The 20,085-nt window shown below is 72.1% G+C and carries 25 protein-coding genes and 2 tRNA genes; 13 read left to right on the top strand and 14 right to left on the bottom strand.

Annotation, left to right across the window (positions count from 1 at the left end; translation table 11 throughout):
• Positions 1 to 53 precede the first annotated feature (53 nt).
• Entirely contained in the window at positions 54 to 938 is an 885-nt protein-coding gene (locus K8U61_RS04450; RefSeq protein WP_224121756.1) for a GNAT family N-acetyltransferase, read from the top strand.
• On the opposite strand, the gene K8U61_RS25355 is transcribed toward K8U61_RS04450, so the two are convergent.
• The gene (locus tag K8U61_RS25355) at positions 910 to 2,925 is read right to left on the bottom strand and encodes an ATP-binding protein (RefSeq protein WP_224121757.1); all 2,016 of its coding nucleotides are present in this window, start codon (positions 2,923 to 2,925) and stop codon (positions 910 to 912) included. The genes K8U61_RS04450 and K8U61_RS25355 overlap by 29 nt on opposite strands.
• Before the next feature lie 91 nt (positions 2,926 to 3,016).
• Between K8U61_RS25355 and K8U61_RS04460 the strand changes: the two genes are divergently transcribed.
• From K8U61_RS04460 to K8U61_RS04490, 7 genes are all read left to right on the top strand, one after another.
• On the top strand, positions 3,017 to 4,399 hold the full coding sequence (locus K8U61_RS04460) for a phytoene desaturase family protein (RefSeq protein WP_224121758.1): 1,383 nt from the start codon (positions 3,017 to 3,019) through the stop codon (positions 4,397 to 4,399).
• A gap of 92 nt (positions 4,400 to 4,491) precedes the next feature.
• Positions 4,492 to 4,567, top strand: a tRNA-Lys gene (locus K8U61_RS04465).
• Between the two features lie 79 nt (positions 4,568 to 4,646).
• The gene (locus tag K8U61_RS04470; protein ID WP_224121759.1) at positions 4,647 to 5,006 is read left to right on the top strand and encodes a hypothetical protein; all 360 of its coding nucleotides are present in this window, start codon (positions 4,647 to 4,649) and stop codon (positions 5,004 to 5,006) included.
• Positions 5,006 to 5,425, top strand: coding sequence for a PPOX class F420-dependent oxidoreductase (locus K8U61_RS04475; protein WP_224121760.1), 420 nt, complete (start codon positions 5,006 to 5,008; stop codon positions 5,423 to 5,425). Before K8U61_RS04470 ends, K8U61_RS04475 begins: the two co-directional genes overlap by 1 nt.
• A 41-nt stretch (positions 5,426 to 5,466) precedes the next feature.
• Positions 5,467 to 6,336 carry a hypothetical protein gene (locus tag K8U61_RS04480; RefSeq protein WP_224121761.1) on the top strand — a complete coding sequence of 290 codons (870 nt, stop codon included), beginning with the start codon at positions 5,467 to 5,469 and terminating at the stop codon, positions 6,334 to 6,336.
• 149 nt (positions 6,337 to 6,485) lie between these two features.
• On the top strand, positions 6,486 to 7,742 hold the full coding sequence (locus K8U61_RS04485; protein ID WP_224121762.1) for a hypothetical protein: 1,257 nt from the start codon (positions 6,486 to 6,488) through the stop codon (positions 7,740 to 7,742).
• A gap of 135 nt (positions 7,743 to 7,877) precedes the next feature.
• Entirely contained in the window at positions 7,878 to 8,045 is a 168-nt protein-coding gene (locus K8U61_RS04490) for a hypothetical protein (RefSeq protein ID WP_224121763.1), read from the top strand.
• A gap of 18 nt (positions 8,046 to 8,063) precedes the next feature.
• Here K8U61_RS04490 and K8U61_RS04495 read toward each other — a convergent pair whose 3' ends face one another.
• The 6 genes from K8U61_RS04495 to K8U61_RS04520 are packed head-to-tail and all read right to left on the bottom strand — an operon-like array spanning position 8,064 to position 11,081.
• Complete coding sequence (locus K8U61_RS04495) at positions 8,064 to 8,363, bottom strand: GroES family chaperonin (RefSeq protein ID WP_224121929.1); 300 nt, start codon at positions 8,361 to 8,363, stop codon at positions 8,064 to 8,066.
• A gap of 32 nt (positions 8,364 to 8,395) precedes the next feature.
• Positions 8,396 to 8,650, bottom strand: coding sequence for a DUF3618 domain-containing protein (locus tag K8U61_RS04500; protein ID WP_224121764.1), 255 nt, complete (start codon positions 8,648 to 8,650; stop codon positions 8,396 to 8,398).
• A 36-nt stretch (positions 8,651 to 8,686) separates the two neighbouring features.
• Positions 8,687 to 9,439, bottom strand: coding sequence for an energy-coupling factor ABC transporter ATP-binding protein (locus K8U61_RS04505; RefSeq protein ID WP_224121765.1), 753 nt, complete (start codon positions 9,437 to 9,439; stop codon positions 8,687 to 8,689).
• 7 nt (positions 9,440 to 9,446) lie between these two features.
• Positions 9,447 to 10,115: a cobalt ECF transporter T component CbiQ gene (gene cbiQ / locus K8U61_RS04510; protein WP_224121766.1), complete on the bottom strand. Its 669-nt coding sequence runs from the start codon at positions 10,113 to 10,115 to the stop codon at positions 9,447 to 9,449.
• A 1-nt stretch (position 10,116) separates the two neighbouring features.
• Positions 10,117 to 10,389: a PDGLE domain-containing protein gene (locus K8U61_RS04515; protein ID WP_224121767.1), complete on the bottom strand. Its 273-nt coding sequence runs from the start codon at positions 10,387 to 10,389 to the stop codon at positions 10,117 to 10,119.
• Complete coding sequence (locus tag K8U61_RS04520; protein WP_224121768.1) at positions 10,386 to 11,081, bottom strand: energy-coupling factor ABC transporter permease; 696 nt, start codon at positions 11,079 to 11,081, stop codon at positions 10,386 to 10,388. The genes K8U61_RS04515 and K8U61_RS04520 overlap by 4 nt, the downstream gene beginning before the upstream one ends.
• A gap of 93 nt (positions 11,082 to 11,174) precedes the next feature.
• Here K8U61_RS04520 and bcp point away from each other — a divergent pair, with 93 nt between their 5' ends.
• The 3 genes from bcp to K8U61_RS04535 all read left to right on the top strand — a co-directional run bounded on the left by bcp (position 11,175) and on the right by K8U61_RS04535 (position 12,766).
• Complete coding sequence (bcp, locus tag K8U61_RS04525) at positions 11,175 to 11,654, top strand: thioredoxin-dependent thiol peroxidase (protein ID WP_224121769.1); 480 nt, start codon at positions 11,175 to 11,177, stop codon at positions 11,652 to 11,654.
• Between the two features lie 98 nt (positions 11,655 to 11,752).
• Positions 11,753 to 11,826: transfer RNA gene (locus tag K8U61_RS04530), tRNA-Leu, on the top strand.
• A gap of 43 nt (positions 11,827 to 11,869) precedes the next feature.
• The gene (locus K8U61_RS04535; RefSeq protein ID WP_224121770.1) at positions 11,870 to 12,766 is read left to right on the top strand and encodes a bile acid:sodium symporter family protein; all 897 of its coding nucleotides are present in this window, start codon (positions 11,870 to 11,872) and stop codon (positions 12,764 to 12,766) included.
• Here the strand turns inward: K8U61_RS04535 and rdgB are convergent.
• The 6 genes from rdgB to K8U61_RS04565 all read right to left on the bottom strand — a co-directional run bounded on the left by rdgB (position 12,702) and on the right by K8U61_RS04565 (position 17,386).
• On the bottom strand, positions 12,702 to 13,316 hold the full coding sequence (gene rdgB, locus K8U61_RS04540) for an RdgB/HAM1 family non-canonical purine NTP pyrophosphatase (protein ID WP_224121771.1): 615 nt from the start codon (positions 13,314 to 13,316) through the stop codon (positions 12,702 to 12,704). The genes K8U61_RS04535 and rdgB overlap by 65 nt on opposite strands.
• Positions 13,313 to 14,038 carry a ribonuclease PH gene (gene rph, locus K8U61_RS04545; RefSeq protein ID WP_224121772.1) on the bottom strand — a complete coding sequence of 242 codons (726 nt, stop codon included), beginning with the start codon at positions 14,036 to 14,038 and terminating at the stop codon, positions 13,313 to 13,315. Before rph ends, rdgB begins: the two co-directional genes overlap by 4 nt.
• Positions 14,035 to 14,805: an SGNH/GDSL hydrolase family protein gene (locus K8U61_RS04550; RefSeq protein WP_224121773.1), complete on the bottom strand. Its 771-nt coding sequence runs from the start codon at positions 14,803 to 14,805 to the stop codon at positions 14,035 to 14,037. The genes rph and K8U61_RS04550 overlap by 4 nt, the downstream gene beginning before the upstream one ends.
• A 73-nt stretch (positions 14,806 to 14,878) precedes the next feature.
• Positions 14,879 to 15,655 carry an ABC transporter permease gene (locus K8U61_RS04555; protein ID WP_224121930.1) on the bottom strand — a complete coding sequence of 259 codons (777 nt, stop codon included), beginning with the start codon at positions 15,653 to 15,655 and terminating at the stop codon, positions 14,879 to 14,881.
• A gap of 10 nt (positions 15,656 to 15,665) precedes the next feature.
• Positions 15,666 to 16,484 carry an ABC transporter permease subunit gene (locus K8U61_RS04560; protein ID WP_224121774.1) on the bottom strand — a complete coding sequence of 273 codons (819 nt, stop codon included), beginning with the start codon at positions 16,482 to 16,484 and terminating at the stop codon, positions 15,666 to 15,668.
• Positions 16,481 to 17,386 carry an ABC transporter ATP-binding protein gene (locus K8U61_RS04565; RefSeq protein WP_224121775.1) on the bottom strand — a complete coding sequence of 302 codons (906 nt, stop codon included), beginning with the start codon at positions 17,384 to 17,386 and terminating at the stop codon, positions 16,481 to 16,483. The genes K8U61_RS04560 and K8U61_RS04565 overlap by 4 nt, the downstream gene beginning before the upstream one ends.
• 129 nt (positions 17,387 to 17,515) lie before the next feature.
• Here K8U61_RS04565 and K8U61_RS04570 point away from each other — a divergent pair, with 129 nt between their 5' ends.
• The gene (locus K8U61_RS04570; protein ID WP_224121776.1) at positions 17,516 to 18,670 is read left to right on the top strand and encodes a sensor histidine kinase; all 1,155 of its coding nucleotides are present in this window, start codon (positions 17,516 to 17,518) and stop codon (positions 18,668 to 18,670) included.
• On the top strand, positions 18,667 to 19,341 hold the full coding sequence (locus K8U61_RS04575) for a response regulator transcription factor (protein ID WP_372454187.1): 675 nt from the start codon (positions 18,667 to 18,669) through the stop codon (positions 19,339 to 19,341). The genes K8U61_RS04570 and K8U61_RS04575 overlap by 4 nt, the downstream gene beginning before the upstream one ends.
• Here K8U61_RS04575 and K8U61_RS04580 read toward each other — a convergent pair.
• Entirely contained in the window at positions 19,329 to 20,084 is a 756-nt protein-coding gene (locus K8U61_RS04580; protein WP_224121778.1) for an MBL fold metallo-hydrolase, read from the bottom strand. The two genes, K8U61_RS04575 and K8U61_RS04580, sit on opposite strands and share 13 nt — an antisense overlap.
• Position 20,085: the final 1 nt, after the last annotated feature.

Raw genomic sequence — 20,085 nt, forward strand, 5'->3', positions numbered from 1 at the left:
GGTTGAACCCTCAATCTTCCCGCTCGGCGACATTCTCTGACTATAGTCAGAGAATGGTCTCCTCCGAGCTCGCGACCGACACGCTCCGCCGGTTCAACCGCACCTACACCCAGCGCATCGGCGCCCTCGACGAGTCCTTCCTCGGCACCGGACGACCGCTCGCCCTCTCCCGGCTGATCTTCGAGATCGGTCCCGCCGGCGCGACCGTGCGCGACCTGCGGGCCCGCCTCGACCTGGACTCGGGCTACCTGACCCGGATGCTCGGGCGGCTCGGCGACGCCGGGCTGGTCGAGGTCGTGCCCGATCCGGCCGACCGGCGCCGCCGGGTCGCCACCCTCACCGCCGCGGGGCGGGAGGCGTGGCGCGACCTGGAGGCCCGCTCCGAGGACCGGGCGCGGGCGCTCGTGGACCCGCTCACCGAGCGGCAGCGCGCCCGGCTGACCGACGCCTTGGCGACCGCGGACCTGCTCGTCCGGGCCGCGACGGTCCACCTCCGCGAGGTGCCGCCGACCGACCCCGCCGCGCTCGACGCCGCCGGCCGCTACTTCGCCGAGCTCGACCGGCGCTTCCCGCGGGGCTTCGACCCCGGCACACCCGACCACACGGGCACGTTCCTGCTCGCGACCAGCGACGGCGCGCCCGTGGCGTACGGCGGGGTGCAGCACCTGTCCGCCGAGACCGGCGAGGTCAAGCGGATGTGGGTCGACCCGGGCTGGCGCGGCGCCGGGCTCGGGTCGCGGATGCTGCGCGAGCTGGAGGGGCTGGCCGCGCGGCTCGGACACCGCCGGGTCGTGCTCGACACCAACCGGACGCTCGGCGAGGCGATCGCGATGTACGGCCGCGCCGGCTACACCGAGATCGAGCGCTACAACGACAACCCGTACGCCGAGGCGTGGTTCGAGAAGACGCTCACGCCGCGCCGAGCAGCGGGAGCCTGACCCGGAAGGTCGTGCCGACCCCCGGCTCGGACTCGACGCCGATCGAGCCGCCGTGCTGCTCGACGATCGCGTGGGTGATCGACAGGCCGAGGCCGCTGCCGGGGATCGCCCGCTCCTGGGCGAGCGAGGACCTGAAGAAGCGGCTGAAGAGCAGCTCGACCTCCTGCGGGGGGATGCCGATGCCCGTGTCGCTCACCGCGATGACGATCTCGTCCTCGAGGCTGAGGTCGACGTTCACCTTGCCGCCCTCCGGGGTGAACTTCACGGCGTTGCCGACCAGGTTGATCACCACCCGCTCGAGCATGTCGCGGTCGCCGAGGAAGGGCACCGGGTCCTCGGGGTAGGACACGTCGAGGGTGAGGTCGCGGTGCTCCAGCGCCGGCGCGACGACGGCGCAGCCGGCCGCCACCGTCTTGCGGAGGTCGACGACCCGGTCGAGGAAGCCGATCCCGCCGTCCTGGATCCGCGAGAGCGTCAACAGGTCGTCGATCAGCGACAGCAGTCGCGAGCTGTTGGCCGCGACGCGGCGTACGGCGTCCTGCTGGTCGGGCGCGAGCCGGCCGTACGCGCCGTCCTCGAGCATCTCGAGGTAGCCGAGGATGCTGGTGATCGGGGTGCGCAGCTCGTGGCTGACGCTCGAGACGAAGGCGTCCTTGACCTGGTCGACCTCGCGCATCCGCTCGAGCGCCTCGCGCTCGGTCTCGAGCGCGGCGACCAGCTTGCGCTCGGCCTCGACCCGTTCGGTGATGTCCTCCGAGGTGCTGACGTAGCCCGTGACCTCGCCGCGGTCGTCCTTGACCCGGTTGAGCGACATCGAGTGCATCCGCTCGACGCCGTCGGCGCGGACGAAGCCCATGTCCGTGGAGCCGATGCCCATCATCGCCTGGGCGACCGCGCTGAAGTCGACCTGCGTGCCGAGGGCCTCGGCCTTGGTCGCGATCGCCGTGTCGGAGTGGAGGTGCCGCGTGGTGCGACCGAGCATGTCGTCCTCGGCGTACCCGAGGAGCCGGACGGCGCCGGGGTTGAAGAGGGTGATCTCGCCGCGCGAGTTGGTGCCGATGATCGCGACGTTGGCGATGCCGTTGACGATGTTCTGGACCTTGTCGCGCTCCGTGGCGGTCAGCCGCGCGTTCTCGATCTGCTCGCCCACGGCCAGCATCAGCGGCACCACGACGAGCGCACACACGATGAGGAACGACGCGAGCAGGATGCCCTGGGAGTCGGCGCTGAAGCCGTAGCGCTTGCCGGCGTTGGCGAACGGCCCGCGCCCGTAGGAGGTCATCAGGATCGCGAAGGCCTCCACCGCGAGCATCTGGGCGAGCGCCTCGAACGGGCGGGTCCGCAGGGCGCACCACGCGAGCAGGGGGATCAGCACGAAGACGACCGACGGGAAGTCGTGCGGCGCGAAGACCAGGGGCGACGCGACCAGCACGGCCAGCCACTGGATGCTGCGCTCGGTCGGACCGGCCGCGCTGTCGTGGTTGCGGAGCAGGCAGAAGAACGGGACCAGGATCAGCTGGGAGGCGAGGTTGGAGGCACCCACCGCCAGGCCCAGGACCCACGGCTCGCCCCAGCCGCTGAGAGCGCTGGTGACCATCGCCGCGGTCCCGCCCACGAGGCTGCCGACGGTGGTCGCGAGCACCAGCCGCGACAGGTCGCCGCTGGTGAAGAGCTCCGGGCGCTCGCGCCGTCCGCCGGTCAGGATCCACCAGACGACACCGACCTCGATCGCCATGCCGATCCCGATGCCGATCGCGACGGCGTTGTCGCGCTCGGTGGCGATGGTGGCCACCCCGATCACGCCGGTCAGGACCAGCAGCACCGCTGTCGGCGGGCGGGTCGTCACGAGCAGGCAGCCGGTCGCGAGCCCGATCGGCCAGATGCCGATCGCGGTGCCGCCGTCCGGGGTGCTGTGGACCGCGGACAGGCCGAAGAGCGCGGTCGCCCCGAACAGGACGACCACGCGGACCACCCACGAGCTGACCACGGCGCTCCTCCCGACCCGGTGCGGCACCCCATCTTGTCGTGCTCGGCGCTCCGGGCGTCGGCGCAATGCCGAATCGGACTACGTTGGCCCGATGACCTCTGGGGAGAGACGGGACGTCGTCGTCGTGGGCGGAGGACACCACGGACTGGTCGCCGCGGCCTACCTGGCACGCGCCGGGATGTCGGTGCAGGTCCTCGAACGGCTGCCCCGCACGGGCGGCGCGGTGGCACCGGCGGACCCCTTCGCCGGCCGCTGGGCGACCTCCGTCGGGGCGCTGCCGGACCGGTTGCTCGGTGAGCTCGGGCTCGACCTGGAGCTGCGGACCGGACCGGCCGAGCCCGACGTACCCGACGCCGAGCGGGCAGCGTGGGACCGCTGGCTGGCCGACACCGGCCAGCTCGCGGACGCGGTCCGCACCACCCTGCTCGACCCGCTGCCCCTCGAGCGCGACCTCCGGGCCCGGGTCGACCCGGACGTGTGGCGCGACCTCGTGGTGCGGCCGCTCGGCGAGACGATCGAGGAGCGGTTCCGCGACGACGGCGTCCGCGGCCTGGCCGCGGTCGGCGCGCTCAGCGCCGGGGCCGTGTCGCTCCACGATCCGTCGCTGCGGCAGAACCGCGCGTTCCTCGACGACCTGCTGCAGCGGTCCAGCGGACGCCGGGTGCCGGTCGGCGGGATGGGCACGCTGGCCGCGGCGCTCGAGGGCACAGCGACGGAGGCGGGGGCCGAGATCCGCACGTCGGCGGGCGTGAGTCGCATCGACGCCGGCGACGACGGGGCCGAGGTGACCTGGGACGGCCCCGACGGCGCGGGCACGGTCGCGGCCCGCTGGGTGCTCGCCGACGTCGCCCCCTGGGTCCTCGAGATCCTGCTCGGTCACGGGGAGCACCCGGAGACCAAGCCGGTCGGCGCGCAGGTCACGGTCGACCTCCGCCTCGACCACGCCCCGGCCTGGCACTCGGGAGCACCTCCGACCTGGCTCGCCTCCGGTTACGGCCAGCTGACCGCGGCGTACGACGCCACGACGGCCGGTGTGCTCCCCGACCCCGTCCCGGGTCGGCTGGAGCCGACCGATGACCCTGCCGCGTGGACCTTCCACGGCCTGCTCACGCCCGCGACTCTCTTCGACGCCGACCCCGACGCCGGTCGCGCGATGGTCGCGGACCGGGTGGTCGCCGAGCTCGGCCGGCACCTGGTCGGGCCGGTGCGGGCCGACGCCCAGGTGTCGCTCCCCCAGGACGTCGAGCGCGAGCTGGCGATGCCCGGCGGGCACCCGCTGCACGGCGACCCCGAGTGGCCGTGGGCCGGCAACCGGGCCCGGCTGGACACCCCCGCCCAGCGGTGGGGTGTGCAGACCGACATCGCCTCCGTGTTGCTCTGCGGAGCCGGTTCACGACGCTCCGGAGGGGTCTCCGGGGTGGCCGGGCACGCCGCCGCGAGGGCCGTCCTGGAGGCGGCCGCGGAGGCCCGATGAGCGGCGTGCGGTCCCGATTTTTCGCACGCGTTCCCCGCTGGTAGAGTTCACGTCGCTTCGGAGCAATCCCTCGGGGTTGGTTCCTGAGCAGGGCGCCATTAGCTCAATTGGCAGAGCAGCTGACTCTTAATCAGCGGGTTCGGGGTTCGAGTCCCTGATGGCGTACCACCCAGCGAGGCCCTTCCCGATCGGGAGGGGCCTCGCTGCGTTCCGGTGCGGCCCGCGCGTCCCGGCTACGGTGGGAACCGTGCAGAACCTCTGGTCGTACGGCTCCCACCGCAGCGTCCTGTCACTGTGGTCGGACGGCTCGCTGCTGAGCATCGGCTCGGTCGGCTCGGTCGCCTCCCTCGGGAGCGTCGGATCCTTCGCGTCGATGTTCTCCTTCGGCTCCTCGATGTCCCGGCTCTCGGTGCTCTCCTTCCAGAGCGACGGGTCGGTGCTCTCCTCGCAGGCGAAGTCCTCGATCCTCTCCTCGCAGAGCCACCGGGCCGCGCTGGCCGAGCGCGAGCACGGCACGCTCCCCGCCGCCGCGGCACCGGCGATCGCACTCGCGACACTCGCCACTGCGGCCGCGGCGTACGTCATGATCCGGCGGGCGGTCGGCTGATGGAGATCGCCCGGGCCCTCGACGCCGTCCGCGCCAACCGCCAGGCGGTCCTGGTCACCCTCAAGCGCGACGGCCATCCTCAGCTCTCCAACGTCCTCGCCGCGGTCGGCGAGGACGGTCGGGTGCGGGTGTCGATCACCGAGGACCGCGCCAAGTACGCCAACCTGCGCCGGACCCCGTGGGCCGCGCTGCACGTCAACGGCCCCGACTTCTGGTCCTACGGCGTGCTCGAGGGCGACGTCGAGCTGTCACCGGTGGTCGCCGAGCCTCACGACGCGGCCGCCGACGAGCTGGTCGAGCTCTACCGCGCCCTCGCGGGCGAGCACGAGGACTGGGAGGACTACCGGGCCGCGCTGGTGCGCGACCGCCGGGTGGTCGTCCGGATCACGCCGACCCACGCGTACGGCGCCCTCCGGTAGAGCTGCAGTAACCCGCGGCGCCGACGGCTCGTTGTCCGGGCATGCGCCTCTCGCCGATGCCCGTCCTCGCCGCCGCGGCCGTCCTGGCCACCGCCTCCGTGCTCGTCGCGGCTCCGGCCGACGCCGGCGCCCGCTCGGGGCGCTGGGCGGCGGCCGCCGACGCGGCCATCCACCCCGGCACGATGATGTACACGAAGGGCGCCCAGTGCACCGCCAACTTCGTCTACACCGACGCCGCGGCGCACGTGTACGTCGGCTACGCCGCCCACTGCGCCGGGGAGGGCGAGGCCACCGACACCGACGGGTGCAGCACCGCGTCGCTGCCGCTCGGCACGAAGGTCACCTTCGCCGAGGGCGGCAGCCTCGTCGACGAGGGCACGAAGGTCGGCAGCGGCCGGCTCGTCTACTCGTCCTGGCTGAGCATGCAGGAGCGGAAGACGTCCGACGCGCTGGCGTGCGCCTACAACGACCTCGCCCTGGTCCGGGTCCGCGCTGCCGACGTCGCGAAGGTCAACCCGTCGGTGCCGGTCTGGGGTGGACCCACCGGCATCGACACCGACGGCACCGCCTCCGGCGACCAGGTCTACACCTACGGCAACTCCAGCCTCCGCGCCGGCGTCAGCGAGCTGTCGCCGCACACCGGCATCAGCCTCGGCGACCAGGTGGCCGACGGCGGCTGGTCGCACCCGCTCTACACCGTGACGCCGGGCATCCCCGGCGACTCGGGATCCGGCTTCCTCTCCGCCGACGGGACCGCCATCGGGGTGCTCTCGACCCTCGGTCTCGCCCCGCTGCCGGCCTCCAACAACATCGGCGACCTGGCCAAGGAGCTGGCCTGGGCGCAGCGCCACTCGGGGATCCACGGCCTGCGTCTCGTGCGGGGCACGGAGCCCTTCTCCGGCCTCTCCTGAGCGCTCGGGAGCGCTCCCAGACGGCTTCCCTCAAGATCGGCTCAGCGCTTCCCTAAGGTTCCCCGAGGTCTCCCCCAAGCCTGTTCCTCGCCTGTCACCCGCGTGTGACGCTTCTCCGGACACGTTCTCGAACCCCTGGAGCAGGCACGATGCGCACCACTCTCACCACGCTCGCGGCGGCCATCGCCGTGCCGGCTCTGCTGGCCCTCGGCGCCGCTCCCGCGATCGCCGGCAGCACCAGCCCCGGCGGGAACAACGGCACCGTCAAGATCGCCGAGATCGACGACGTCGCCACCCCGAGCAACGACCCGCACGTGAGCTGCTCCTTCGCCGTCGAGTGGTACGGCTTCGACCAGGGCTCGACCATCTGGTCCGACGTCACCTTCGAGAGCCAGGCCCCGACCGCCGACGCGACCATCGCGGTCACCGGCGCCACCCACGTCTTCGTCGGCGGCGACCCGGCCGGCGGCGGCACCGACCTCGACGGCCGCGTCGTCTACACCCTCTCCTTCACCGGCACGCCGCAGGCGCAGCAGGGCTTCCACGTGAAGATGACGACCGACACCGCCGGCTCCCACGGCTCGGACAAGAAGTCGAAGGTGTTCTGGGTGAGCCCGTGCGCGAGCTCGACCCCGACCACGGACCCGACCACGGACCCGACCACGGACCCGACGCCGACCACCGACCCGACCACCGACCCGACGCCGACCACGGACCCGACCACCGACCCGACGCCGACCACGGACCCGACCACCGAGCCGGTCACCGAGCCCGTCGTCTCCGACCCGAGCAACCCGGGTCCGACCGTGACGCCGTGGAGCTGGGACTGGACCTACGCCGCGCCGAGCTGCACCGCGCTGACCGTCGACTACCCGGCCAACCTCCCGTCGGGCCAGGCCAACGACGTCAACGTCCGGCTGGAGACCAACCTCGGCCAGGTCACGCTGAACTTCCACAACAACACCGGCACCTGGTCCGGCCACACTGTCTTCACCTTCGCCGCCCACCCGCAGTGGCCGGCGGGCGTCACCTCCGCTACCCCGGTGTGGGTCCAGGTCGGCGGCACCAACTACCACTGGCAGGGCACCTGCACCGACGCGACCGACACGGGCAGCACCGGCTCGACCGAGTCCCTGGTCAGCGGCTTCAGCAGCGGTACGACGCAGGTCACCCGCGGCGCGACCCCGCAGGCCGTCTGGGTCTCGGTGGCCGAGGACGCCACCGACGACTCCGTCGTCCTGCAGCGGCTCGCCTCCGGCTCGTGGCGCACCGCCACCACCGCCACCATCGACAGCGCGGGCCAGGCCCGGGTCGCGTTCCCGCGGCTGACCAAGCGCGGCTCCTTCAAGTTCCGCGTCTCGGTCGACGGTGTCGCCAGCAAGCCGATGGTCGTCAAGGTTCGCTGACCACGAACCGGCGCCCAGGGTCTGAGGCGCCTGGGTGCCGGTTCCCGGGGGAATCGCGGGGGAAGGGTGCGTGACCTGTGATGTCCCGTCGACGCCGACGGCTGGACCTACGCGATCCAGGACACGGTCGCCTGGGTGGACGACTCCGGTACCTACCACGACTCCGGCTGGCCGGAGTGCCTCGAGCCGCCGCGCTCGAGCGACGTGCGGACGAGCCGTAAGGAGGTGACGTTCCGGTTCGCGTCCGTGCACGCGGACACCGAGTACGTCAGCTGGCGTCCGGTCGTGCTGGTGGAGTGCTGACCTGATCGACTCGGACGGTCAGAGGTAGAGGCCGGTGGCCTCGTCGCCGACGCGGTCGGCGGCGACGGCGTGGATGTCGCGCTCGCGCATCACGACGTAGAGCTCGCCGTTGACCTCGACCTCGGCCTTGTCCTCGGCGTCGAAGAGCACCCGGTCGCCGACCTCGATGGTGCGGGCGTGCGGGCCGACGGCGACGACCTTCGACCAGGCGAGGCGGCGCGCGCCCATGGCCGCCGTGGCCGGGATGACGATGCCGCCGGAGGAACGACGCTCCCCGGACTCGCGGTCCACCTCGACCAGGATCCGGTCGTGGAGCATCTTGATGGGGGTCTTGTCGGACACCTGGTCGCTCAGCGGACGATCTTGCGGATCACCACGAAGGTGACGACGACGCCGACGACGCCCCCGACGACCTTGAGGATGTTGTCGGTGCGCGGCTGGCCGGTCTGGGTGTCGACGAAGTGGGCCTTGATGCTGCTCACCTCGCGGCTGACGATCGTCTTCGGGTGCGCGCGGTAGAGGAGCTGGTCGATCGTGGTCGCCAGGCGTTCCCGGGTCTCCTCGATCTCCTGCTCCAGAGCGGACAGCTGCTGGTCCTGGCCCACGGTTGCTCCTCGGTCGATGGTGTCGAGTGGAGGCTATCAATCGTGCGGACGCGCCATCGTCCGCGGGTCGAAGCCGAACGGCAGCTCCAGCCGGTGCTCCTTCATCAGCGCGTCGTCGGTGAGGACGTCGTACGTCGAGCCGTCGGCGACGACGGTGCCACCGCTGAGGATCACCGAGCGCGGACACAGCTCCAGGGCGTAGGGCAGGTCGTGGGTGACCATCAGGACGGTGACGTCGAGCGAGCGGAGGATGTCGGCCAGCTCGCGACGGGAGGCCGGGTCGAGGTTGGACGACGGCTCGTCGAGGACCAGGATCTCCGGCTCCATCGCGAGCACGGTGGCGACGGCGACCCGGCGCCGCTGCCCGAAGGAGAGGTGGTGCGGCGGGCGGTCGACGTACTCCTCCATGCCGACCCGCTCGAGCGCGCGCATCACCCGGGCGTCCAGCTCGTCGCCCTTGATCCCGAGGTTGGCCGGCCCGAAGCCGACGTCCGCGCGGACGGTGCCCATGAAGAGCTGGTCGTCGGGGTCCTGGAAGACCACGCCGACCCGACGCCGGATCTCGGCGAGGTTCGCCTTCTCGACCGGCAGGCCACTGACCGCCACCGAGCCCGCTCCGGCGGTGAGGATGCCGTTGAGGTGGAGCACCAGCGTGGTCTTGCCGGCGCCGTTGGGGCCGAGGAGGGCGACCCGCTCGCCCTGGTGGACGTGGAGGTCGACGCCGAAGAGCGCCTGGTGGCCGTCGGGGTAGGCGTAGGCCAGGCCGCGCACGTCGAGGACGGGGGTCACCGGAGCATCACCGGGGCATCTTCCCGGTGTAGCCGCGGGACAGCATCGCCAGGTGCACCCGCTCGCCGCGCTCGTAGGAGCGGATGAAGAGGGCGCCGGCCGAGCGCGCGAGGACCGGCCAGTGCCGCGGGTTGCGGGCGGTGAAGCCGCGGGACTCGCGGGCCACCTTCATCCGCCGCATCTCGTCGGTCACGACGTCGAGGTAGCGGACCATGAACGACATGATCTGCACCAGCTGCTGCGGCAGGCGCAGCCGCTCGAGCCCGAGCAGCAGGTCCTGGGGCTCGGTGGTCGCGGCGAGGGTGAGGCTGGCGAGCACGCCGAGCGTGCCCTTCACGAGCAGCGCGATGCCCGCCTCCAGGCCGTGCTGGCTGACGCTGACGCCGAGCACCTCGGTGCGCGGGCCGGTCGCGACGAACGGCAGCAGCACCGCGAAGAGCAGGAACGGGACCTCGACGACCGTCCGCTTCAGGAGGTACGTCGGGGGGACGCGCGAGACGCCGATGACGGACGTGATCGCCAGGAGGTAGACGACGAAGGCGGCGTACCAGTCGCGGGGCGTCGCCACCACGACGATCATGAAGGCCAGGAGCGCGAGGATCTTCAGGTGCGCCGGGAACCGGTGGACCGGCGAGTGCCCGTGGTAGTGCAGCGTGTGGCCGTGACCGGCGCCCACGTCAGGAGCGCTCGTCCCGGGACCGGCGACGGACGAGGTAGGTGACGCCGCCGGCCAGGGCCAGCACGACGAGGACACCGATCACGCCGGTCAGGCTGCCGTAGCCGTCGAAGAGCCCCTGGTGGGTGCGGCCGGTGCCGGCGAAGCCGTGGTCCTCGGACACCTTGGTCAGCCCGTCCGGGCTGCCCGAGGCGAAGCGGCTCACGACGCCGGCCAGCACCACGGCGACGACACCGACGCCGACCAGGACCCACTTGGTGGAGAGGTTCCTCATGCCGCCGCCCCCGTGCTGGTGCGGATCTCCAGCTCGCGGCGGGCGAGGACCGGACGCGCGCCGTACACGAGATCGGGGCGTACGGCGAGGACGGCGCCGACCGCGAGGAAGGTGATGATCCCCTCCCCGATGCCGATGAGCACGTGCACGCCGACCATCGCTGTCGCGAGGTTGTCGAGCGGGATGTCGGCGGTGCCGCCGACGGCGTAGAGAGCGACGAAGAGGAGCGCGGCCACCGGCACCGACACCAGGGCCCCGATGCCGGCCTGGACCGGGACCAGGGAGAGCCGCTTGGGCAGCACCAGCTGGAGTCCCTTGAAGACCAGCCAGCCCACCACGACCGTGGTCAGGCCCATCAGCGTGATGTTGGTGCCGAGGGCGGTGATGCCGCCGTCGGCGAAGAGCAGGCACTGGACCAGGAAGACCACGCTCAAGCAGAGCACCGCGGTCCACGGCCCGACCAGCACGGCCGCGAGCGCTCCGCCGAGGAGGTGGCCGCTGGTGCCGGACGCGACCGGGAAGTTGAGCATCTGCACGGCGAAGATGAACGCGGCGACGAGACCGGCCATCGGCGCGGTCCGGTCGTCGAGCTCCTTGCGGGCCTTCACCAACGAGACGCCGATCGCGGCCGCGGCGACGACGCCGGTCGCGGCGGACGTCGGTGCGTCGAGGAAGCCGTCGGGGACGTGCATGCGCGCTCCTGTCCAGCGGATAGGTTGGGGACGCCCGGGATATATCGCCGAGCCTACGTTATTGCACATCGTTTGCGACAAGGAGTCCGCCCCGTGACCGAGCGCCTCTCCCCCGGCGACACCGCACCGCAGTTCACCCTGACCGACGACACCGGCGCGGAGGTGTCGCTCGGCGACTTCCTCGGCCGCAAGGTGATCGTCTACTTCTACCCGGCCGCGATGACCCCGGGCTGCACCAAGCAAGCATGCGACTTCACCGACTCGCTCTCGTCGTTGCAGGCCGCGGGCTACGAGGTCGTCGGCATCTCGCCGGACAAGCCCGCGAAGCTCGCGAAGTTCCGCGAGCGCGACGGCCTCACCATCACCCTGCTCTCCGACCCCGACAAGTCGGTGCTGGCGGCGTACGGCGCGTTCGGGGAGAAGAAGCTCTACGGCAAGGTCGTGGAGGGCGTCATCCGCTCGACCGTCGTGGTCGACGAGGACGGCAAGGTCGCCGTCGCGCAGTACAACGTGAAGGCCACCGGCCACGTCGCCAAGCTGCGCAAGGACCTGAAGCTCGACGCGGTCTCCTGACGGGCCTGGCCCTCGTCGTACCTGACGGAATGGTCGTGGTGCGGGCCGGATCACGACCATTGCGTCAGGTACGACGGTCTCTGGGACACTGACGCCGCGCGCCCGTAGCCCAATGGGTAGAGGCACCAGGTTTAGGTCCTGGCCAGTGAGAGTTCGAGTCTCTCCGGGCGCACAGAAGTGGCACCCGGGTGACGCGCGTCACCTAGAGTCCCGCCATGGACTCGGCGCTCACCACGGTCGCCCTGCCGCTCGCGCTCGGCGTGATCATGTTCGGGCTCGGACTCGCACTGACGCCGGACGACTTCCGGCGGGTGCTGCGCGCGCCCCGGGCGGTCGGGGTCGCCCTCGTCTGCCAGCTGCTCGTGCTGCCGCTGGTCTGCTTCGGGATCGTGGTCGCCTTCGACCTGCCCGCGGAGCTCGGCATCGGCATGATGCTGCTCGCCGCGTCACCGGGCGGTACGGCGGCCAACCTCTTCAGCCACCTCTTCCGCGGCGACGTCGCGCTCAACATCAGCCTGACCGCGATCAACTCGGTGGTCTCGATCGTGTCGCTGCCGATCGTGACCAACCTCGCGATCCACTACTACGACCTCGGCGAGTCGGTGGATCTCCAGGCGCGGAAGGTCATCGAGGTCTTCGTCGTCGTCCTGGGGCCCGTGCTGCTCGGCATGCTCGTCCGCGCCCGCTCCGAGGACCTGGCCCACCGTGCGGACCGCCCGGTCCGGATCGCGTCCGCGGCCTTCCTCAGCGTCATCGTGCTCGGCATCATCGCCGCCGAGGCCGGCGACGCCGCCGGCGACATCGCCGACGTCGGCGTCGCGGTGTCGGTCTTCTGCGTGATCTCGCTGCTGGTCGGGTACGCCGTCCCGCGCGTCGCCGGCGTCACCGAGCGGCAGGCGGTCGCCTGCTCGTTCGAGATCGGGCTGCACAACGCGACCCTGGCCATCTACGTCGCCGTCGAGGTGCTCGACGTGGACCGGATGGCCGTGCCGCCCGCGGTCTACGGGCTGCTGATGTTCTTCTTCGCGATGGCCTGGGGCCTGGTCCTCACCCGCCGAGGATCCGCGCGACGATCGGCGCCATCCGCCGCAGCGCCCAGCCGCGGTGACTGATGGCGTCCTTGTCCTCGCGGGAGAGCTCGGCCGTGGTGAGGCCGGGGCGGTCCTCGGCCACGAAGAGGACGTCGTAGCCGAAGCCACCGCTCCCCCGGCACTCCCGGATCACGTGGCCGGGCATGGTGCCGGAGGCGCACTGCTCGTACGCCGGGCCGTCACCGTGCACGAACGCGACCGCGCACATGAAGTGGGCGCTCCGGCGCTCGTCGGGGACGTCGGCCAGCTGGGCGAGCAGCAGCTCGTTGTTGCGGTCGTCCGACTTGGGCGGGCCGGACCAGCGGGCGGAGAGCACGCCGGGCATGCCGTTGAGCGCGTCGACGCAGAGGCCGCTGTCGTCGGCCAGGGAGGGCAGGCCGGTCGCGGCGAAGCCGGCGCGGGCCTTGAGCAGCGCGTTGCCCTCGAAGGTGGCCTGGTCCTCGACCGGCTCGTCGTAGCCCTCGACGTCATCGATGCCGAGCACCTCGATGTCGGGCAGGTGCTCGAGGAGGATCCGCTCCATCTCCTCGATCTTCTTGCGGTTGCGCGAGGCCAGGAACACCTGGGTCATCGCGCCAGCGCCTCCTGCTGGAGCCGGGTCAGGTCGGCGCAGCCCTTCTCGCCCAGGGCGAGCAGCGCGTCGAGCTCGGCCCGGTCGAAGGCGGCGCCCTCGGCGGTGCCCTGGACCTCGACGAACTTGCCGTCGCCGGTCATCACGATGTTCATGTCGGTCTCGGCCCGGACGTCCTCGACGTAGGGCAGGTCGAGCCGGGGCGTGCCGTCGATGATGCCGACGCTGACCGCGGCGACCGAGCCGGTGAGCGGCTCGCCGGTCAGGGCGCCGGTCGAGCGGAGGTGGGCGACCGCGTCCGCGAGCGCGACGTACGCACCGGTGATCGCGGCGGTGCGGGTGCCGCCGTCGGCCTGGAGGACGTCGCAGTCGAGCTGGATGGTGTTCTCGCCGAGCGCCTGGTAGTCGATGACCGCGCGCAGCGAGCGGCCGATCAGGCGGCTGATCTCGTGGGTGCGGCCACCGATCCGGCCCTTGACCGACTCGCGGTCCGAGCGGGTGTTCGTCGAGGCGGGGAGCATGGCGTACTCCGCCGTCACCCAGCCGAGGCCGGAGCCCTTGCGCCACCGCGGGACGCCCTCGGACGCCGACGCGGCGCACAGCACCTTGGTCTTGCCGAACTCGACCAGCACCGAGCCCGCGGCGTGGTCGAGCCAGTGGCGGGTGATCGTGATCGGGCGGAGCTCGTCGTCGGCGCGGCCGTCCTCGCGGGGGGTCGTCATGCTCCGACCTTAGTGCGACCCACTCTCCGGTCGGTCACCGCCAGCCGCACCGCCAGCGGGCCCAGGTCCCGGGCTCGGCGCCCCACCCAGGGCGCGCCCTCGGCGACCATCCACATCACGTCGCGGCGCCAGCTGGGCTCGTAGCCGCCCTGGGCCTCGAGCCCCGGCAGCTGGAAGTGCATGCCCTCGCCGTGCAGCAGCTCGCCGTACGCGTGCGCCAGCGCGCGATGCCCGAGCTCGCTGGGGTGCAGCCGGTCGACCGACCAGAAGCGCCGGGTGGCCACCTCCGGCCGGGTCGCGAGGTCGAGGCGGATGCCGCCGTACGACGCGTAGACCTCGTCGTAGACCCGGTTGACCACCTCGATCCGGGCCGCGAGCGGCCGGCGCAGCACGCCCGGGAGCCCGAACACCGCGCCGTGGTCGTGGAAGCGCGCCGTCACGAGCATGGCGCCGGACCCGTGCAGCGCCTCGGCGCAGGTCATCAGATCCTCGCGGATCCGGACCGGGTCCCAGGTAGACCGCATGGTGTCGTTGACGCCGACGATCAGCGACGCCAGGTCCGGGGCGTGCGCCACCGCGTCGGCGAGCTGCTCGCTGCGGACATCGGCGCAGATCGCGCCGGACACGGCGAGGTTGCAGAACGAGACGTCGTACGCCGTGCCGAGCGACTCGGCGAGGAGCCGAGCCCAGCCGCGCCACCCGCCGGGCACCGGGTCCCCGATCCCGACGGTGGTGCTGTCTCCGAGTGCTGCCAGCCTCAGGTACACGCCTGGAGCGTGTCGGACCGGGCTTCGGGCTGCCCGACACGAGATGACGTGTCGGACAACCCTCGGTGAAGGGCTACTTCACCTCGGCGCGGAGGATCCGCCAGATGCCGAAGGTCAGGGGCACGACCAGCCAGAGGATCCCGGACACGACCAGCTCGGCCCAGTCCTTGCCGCTGCTCGACCACTCCCAGACGGCCTCCTGCGCGGACTGGAAGTCCAGCCACGGCCGGAGGTCGGAGAACCAGCCGATCAGCTGGGCGCCGATCTCGAAGAGACCGGGCAGGACCCACTTGTAGACGAAGAAGAAGACGATGGCCGCCGGGGTGTTGAGCAGCAGCGCGGCCAGCGCGAACCCACCCAGCATCGCGAGGACCTGGGTCACCAGGAACGCCGAGAAGTCGTCCCACCCGAAGGTCCAGTCGGCACCGCCCTGGAGGATCCCGTAGAGGGCGTTGCAGAGCGCGCCGACCGCGATCGAGACGACCACCGTGACCAGCGTCAGGGCCACGCCGACCAGCGCCTTGGCGGCGATGACGTGCGGCCGCCGCGGCTCCAGGGCGAAGGTCACCATCGCGGTGCGCTGGCTCCACTCCGTGGTGACCACCATGATCCCGAGGACCGGCAGCAGGATCGAGGTGAGGAACGCCGCGGTGCCCACGAAGTCGCCGAGGGCGACCGACTCGTCCTGGCTCACCACGACCGCGAGGACGATGATCTCGGCGGCGGCCACGATCAGGGCGATGGACGCGATCAGCCAGAAGCCGGCGCGGGTGTCCCACGACTTGCGCAGCTCGACGCGGACCAGGCGGGAGAACGGCGTCGGCGCGGTGCTGCCGAGGTCGAGGGTCATGGCGCTCACCTCACTTCACCTCCGCGCGCAGCACCCGCCAGACGCCGATCGCGAGCGGGATGACCAGCCAGAGGAAGCCCGAGACCGCGAAGTAGGCCCAGTCCTTGCCCGTCATCGTCGCGTCGACCAGCGGGCCCTGGGCGTAGTTGAAGTCGATCCAGGGCCGGATCCTGTCGAACCAGTCCATCAGCTGCGCACCGAGCTCGAAGAGCCCGGGGAGGACGAAGGAGTAGACCATGTAGATCACGATCGCGGCCGGCGTGTTGAGCAGGAGGGCGGCGAACGCGAAGCCGGTCAGCATGCCGATGACCTGGAGCAGCACGAAGGCCGCGGTGTGGGCGACGCCGGCGTTCCAGACGACCGGGTCGTCGCCGAGCGCGCCGTACAGACCGTTGCAGATCGTGGCGAGCACGAGGGCGATCGCGACCGCGACGACCGCGAGCGCCAGGCCGACGACGAGCTTGGCGGCGATCACCAACGGCCGGCGCGGCTCGAGCGAGAAGGACACCATCGCGGTGCGCTGGCTCCACTCGCTGGTGAGCAGCATGATGCCGATGACCGGCAGCAGCAGCCCGATCGAGAAGTTCGTCGAGGTGAGGAAGCTGTTGTAGGTGAGGAAGACGTCGTCCTGGCTGATCCCGACCGCGAGCTGGATCGCCATCACCACAGCGGTGAGGATCGCGGTGGAGATGAGCAGCCAGCGACCCGATCCCGTGTCGTAGGCCTTGCGCATCTCCACGCGCACCAGGCGCGAGAACGGCGTGGGCGTGGTGCCGGAGATGTCGAGCCCGTGGCCGAGGCCGGGGGCAGCGGTGCTGTTCATGCTCATGCCATCGCCTCCCGCTGGGTGTCGGAGGTGAGCTCGAGGAAGAGGTCCTCGAGGCCGCCCTCGCCGGAGCGCAGGTCGGTGAGCACGACGCCGGCCTCCAGGGCCGTGCGGCCGATCTCGACGGTCTCGGACTCGACCCGCAGACCCTCGCCCGCGCTGGCGACCGTGATGCCCTTGGCGCTCAGGGCCGTGGCGAGCGCCTGGTTGTCGAGCGCCGTGACGAAGGAGTGGGCCGCGCCCTTGGCGGCACCGGCGAGCAGCGTCTTCTTGTCGCCCTGGGCGACGATCCGGCCCATGCCGATGAGGATCATCTCGTCGGCGATCTGCTCGACCTCGTGCAGCAGGTGGCTGGAGAGCAGCACGGTGCCGCCGCGCTCGGCGTACCCCTTGAGGAGGCCGCGCATCCACCGGATGCCGGCGGGGTCGAGGCCGTTGGCGGGCTCGTCGAGGATCAGCACCGACGGGTCGCCGAGCAGCGCGTGGGCGATGCCGAGGCGCTGCTTCATGCCGAGGGAGTAGTTGCGCAGCCGGCGCTTGGACTCCGAGGCCGTGAGCGAGACCAGCTCGAGCATCTCGTCGACGCGGGTGCCGGGCAGACCCATCGTGCGGGCACCGATCTCGAGGATCTCGCGGCCGGTGCGCCCGGCGTGCTGCGCGGACGCATCGAGCAGGACGCCGACGTGACGGCCGGGGTTCGGGATGTCGCGGTAGAGGTGGCCGCCGATGGTGACCCGGCCCGAGGTGGGCGGGGTGAGGCCGACCATGACGCGCATCGTGGTGGTCTTGCCGGCACCGTTGGGGCCGAGGAAGCCGGTCACCCGGCCGGGCTGGCAGACGAAGCTGATGTCGTCGACAGCGGTGAAGGTGCCGTACTTCCTGGTGAGTCCCTGGACTTCGATCATGGCTCCACCTTGCCCGAGGCCGGCGCCCCGGCGCACGGGACGCACGGATGGACCGCCCTGACCAAAGTAGGGGTTCCGGCGCGACCCGAGTCCGCTGTACGCCGCGGACGCGGCCCCTAGCCTTGCGGGGTGGACCGTCCCTCGCCCCAGGAGTACCAGTCGCCGCTGCGGCTCTGGGGACACCTGTGGCGCCTCCTGGCCATGCTGCTGATCTCCGCGATCGCGTGGCTGCCGGTCGCCGACAAGCAGGAGGACATCTCCGAGCTGTGGGTGCTCGCCGACCTGGCGCTCGGCGCCGCGTCGTTCGTCCTCGTCTTCTTCCGGCGCCGGTGGCCGGTCACGGTCGCGCTGGTCCTGGCGCTGGTGAGCGCCGTGTCGGGCACGGCCTCCGGTCCGGCCGTGCTCGCGATCGTCTCGCTCTCGACGCGGCGCCGGTGGCGCGAGATCGCGGTGGTCGGCTCGGTCAGCTTCGCGGCGAGCCAGTTCTTCAGCACCGTGCTGCCGACCGGCGACGAACCCTTCTGGATCGACATCACCGTCAACCTGGTCGCCTCCGTCGCGGTGATCAGCTGGGGCATGTACGTCGGCTCCCGGCGCGAGCTGATCTGGACCCTGCGCAACCGGGCCGAGCGGGCCGAGGCCGAGCAGGAGCTGCGGCTCACGCAGGCGCGCAGCAACGAGCGGGCCCGGATCGCCCGGGAGATGCACGACGTGCTCGCCCACCGCATCTCCCAGGTGTCGATGCACGCCGGCGCGCTCGCCTACCGCGAGGACCTCACCGCCGACGAGATGCGCGCCAGCGCCTCCGTGATCCGCGACCAGGCGCACGAGGCGCTCACCGACCTGCGCGACGTGCTCGGCGTGCTGCGCGACGACGCCGGCGAGCGCCGCAGCAGCCCGCAGCCGACGTACGCCGACCTCACCTGCCTCGTCGCCGAGGCCCGCGAGGCCGGGATGCGGGTCGAGGTCGAGGACCTCTTCGGCGACGCGCCGGTGCCGGACGCCGTGGGCCGGACCGTCTACCGGATCGTCCAGGAGGGCATGACCAACGCCCGCAAGCACGCCCCGGGCGCACTGCTGACCGTCCGGATCAGCGGCAGCCGCGACGACGGCATCTCCGTGGTGCTCACCAACCCGGTCGGCTTCGGGCCGACGCAGACCCCCGGCGCCGGACTCGGGCTGGTCGGCCTCACCGAGCGCGCCGAGCTGCGGGGTGGGCGTCTGGAGGCGGGGCGTCGCGGGGCGATGTTCGAGCTCCACGGCTGGATACCGTGGGCGTCGTGACCACCCGCGTGCTCGTCGTCGACGACGACCCGCTGGTCCGCTCGGCCCTCCAGCTGATGCTGGGCGGGCAGCCCGACCTCGAGGTCGTCGGCGAGGCCGCCGACGGCGTCCACGGCCTGCGCCTGGCCCGGGAGCTGCGGCCGGACGTGGTGCTCATGGACATCCGGATGCCGCGCCTCGACGGGCTGGCCGCGACCCGCGAGCTGCACGGCGAGCCCCGGCCGCCGCGGGTGATCGTGCTGACCACGTTCGACGCCGACGAGCACGTCGTCGAGGCCCTGGGCTCGGGCGCCGACGGCTTCCTGCTCAAGGACACCCCGCCGGCCCAGATCGTCGAGGCGATCCGCAAGGTGGTCGCCGACGAGCCGATGCTCTCCCCCTCGGTCACCCGCACGCTGATCCGTCGGCTGCGCGCCGAGCCGGACGAGTCCGCGTCGTCGGCGGCGACCCGCGCGGCCGAGGCGGAGGCACGGCTGGCGTTGCTCACCGACCGGGAGCACGAGGTCGCGCTCGCCGTCGGGCGTGGGCTCAGCAACGCGGAGATCGCCGCCGAGCTCTACCTGTCGGTGCCGACGGTGAAGGCGCACGTCTCCCGGCTCTTCGAGAAGCTGACGGTCACCAACCGCGTGCAGATCGCCATCTGCGTCCACGACGCGGGCTACATGTCGTAGACCGCTCCGGGCCTCGCGAGCTCCACCGGGCCGTCGTACGCCGCGGTCGCCTCGCCGAGCGCGACGGCGGGGTCGTGCCAGGGCGGCACGTGGGTGAGCACGAGGCGCCGGGCACCGGCGCGGGTCGCGACGTCGCCGCCGTCGGCGCCGGTGAGGTGCAGGTCGGGCGGGTTGTCGTCACCGGTGCGGAAGGACGCCTCGGCGAGCAGCAGGTCGACGTCGCGGGCGAGGTCGTCGAGCGCCGCGCACGGACCGGTGTCGCCCGTGTAGGCGAGGGTGCGGCCGCCGGCGCTGACCCGCACGCCGTAGGCCGGGACCGGGTGCTCGACCTGGACCGGCTCGACCGTGAACGGCCCGATCTCGACGACGCCGTCCCAGGTGCGGAAGTCGAACTCGGCGGTCATGCCCGGGTCGGCCGGGAGGTCGTAGGCGCGGGCCATCCGCGCCGCGGTGCCGTCGGGCCCCCAGACCGGGATCCGCGGCTGGGCGCCGGTCGGGTGGTACTTGCGCAGGACGTAGTAGCCGCACAGGTCGAGGCAGTGGTCGGCGTGCAGGTGGCTGAGCAGCACGGCGTCGACGGCCAGCGGGTCGACGTAGTGGTGCAGCGCGCCGAGGGCGCCGCTGCCGAGGTCGAGCAGCACCCGCCAGGTGCGACCGTCGCGCTCCTCCTCGAGGAGGTAGCAGGAGGCCGGTGAGTCGGGTCCGGGATAGCTGCCGGAGCAGCCGACGATGGTCAGGCGCACG

This window comes from Nocardioides mangrovi (genome assembly GCF_020073815.1).
Classification (GTDB): Bacteria; Actinomycetota; Actinomycetes; order Propionibacteriales; family Nocardioidaceae; genus Nocardioides; species Nocardioides mangrovi.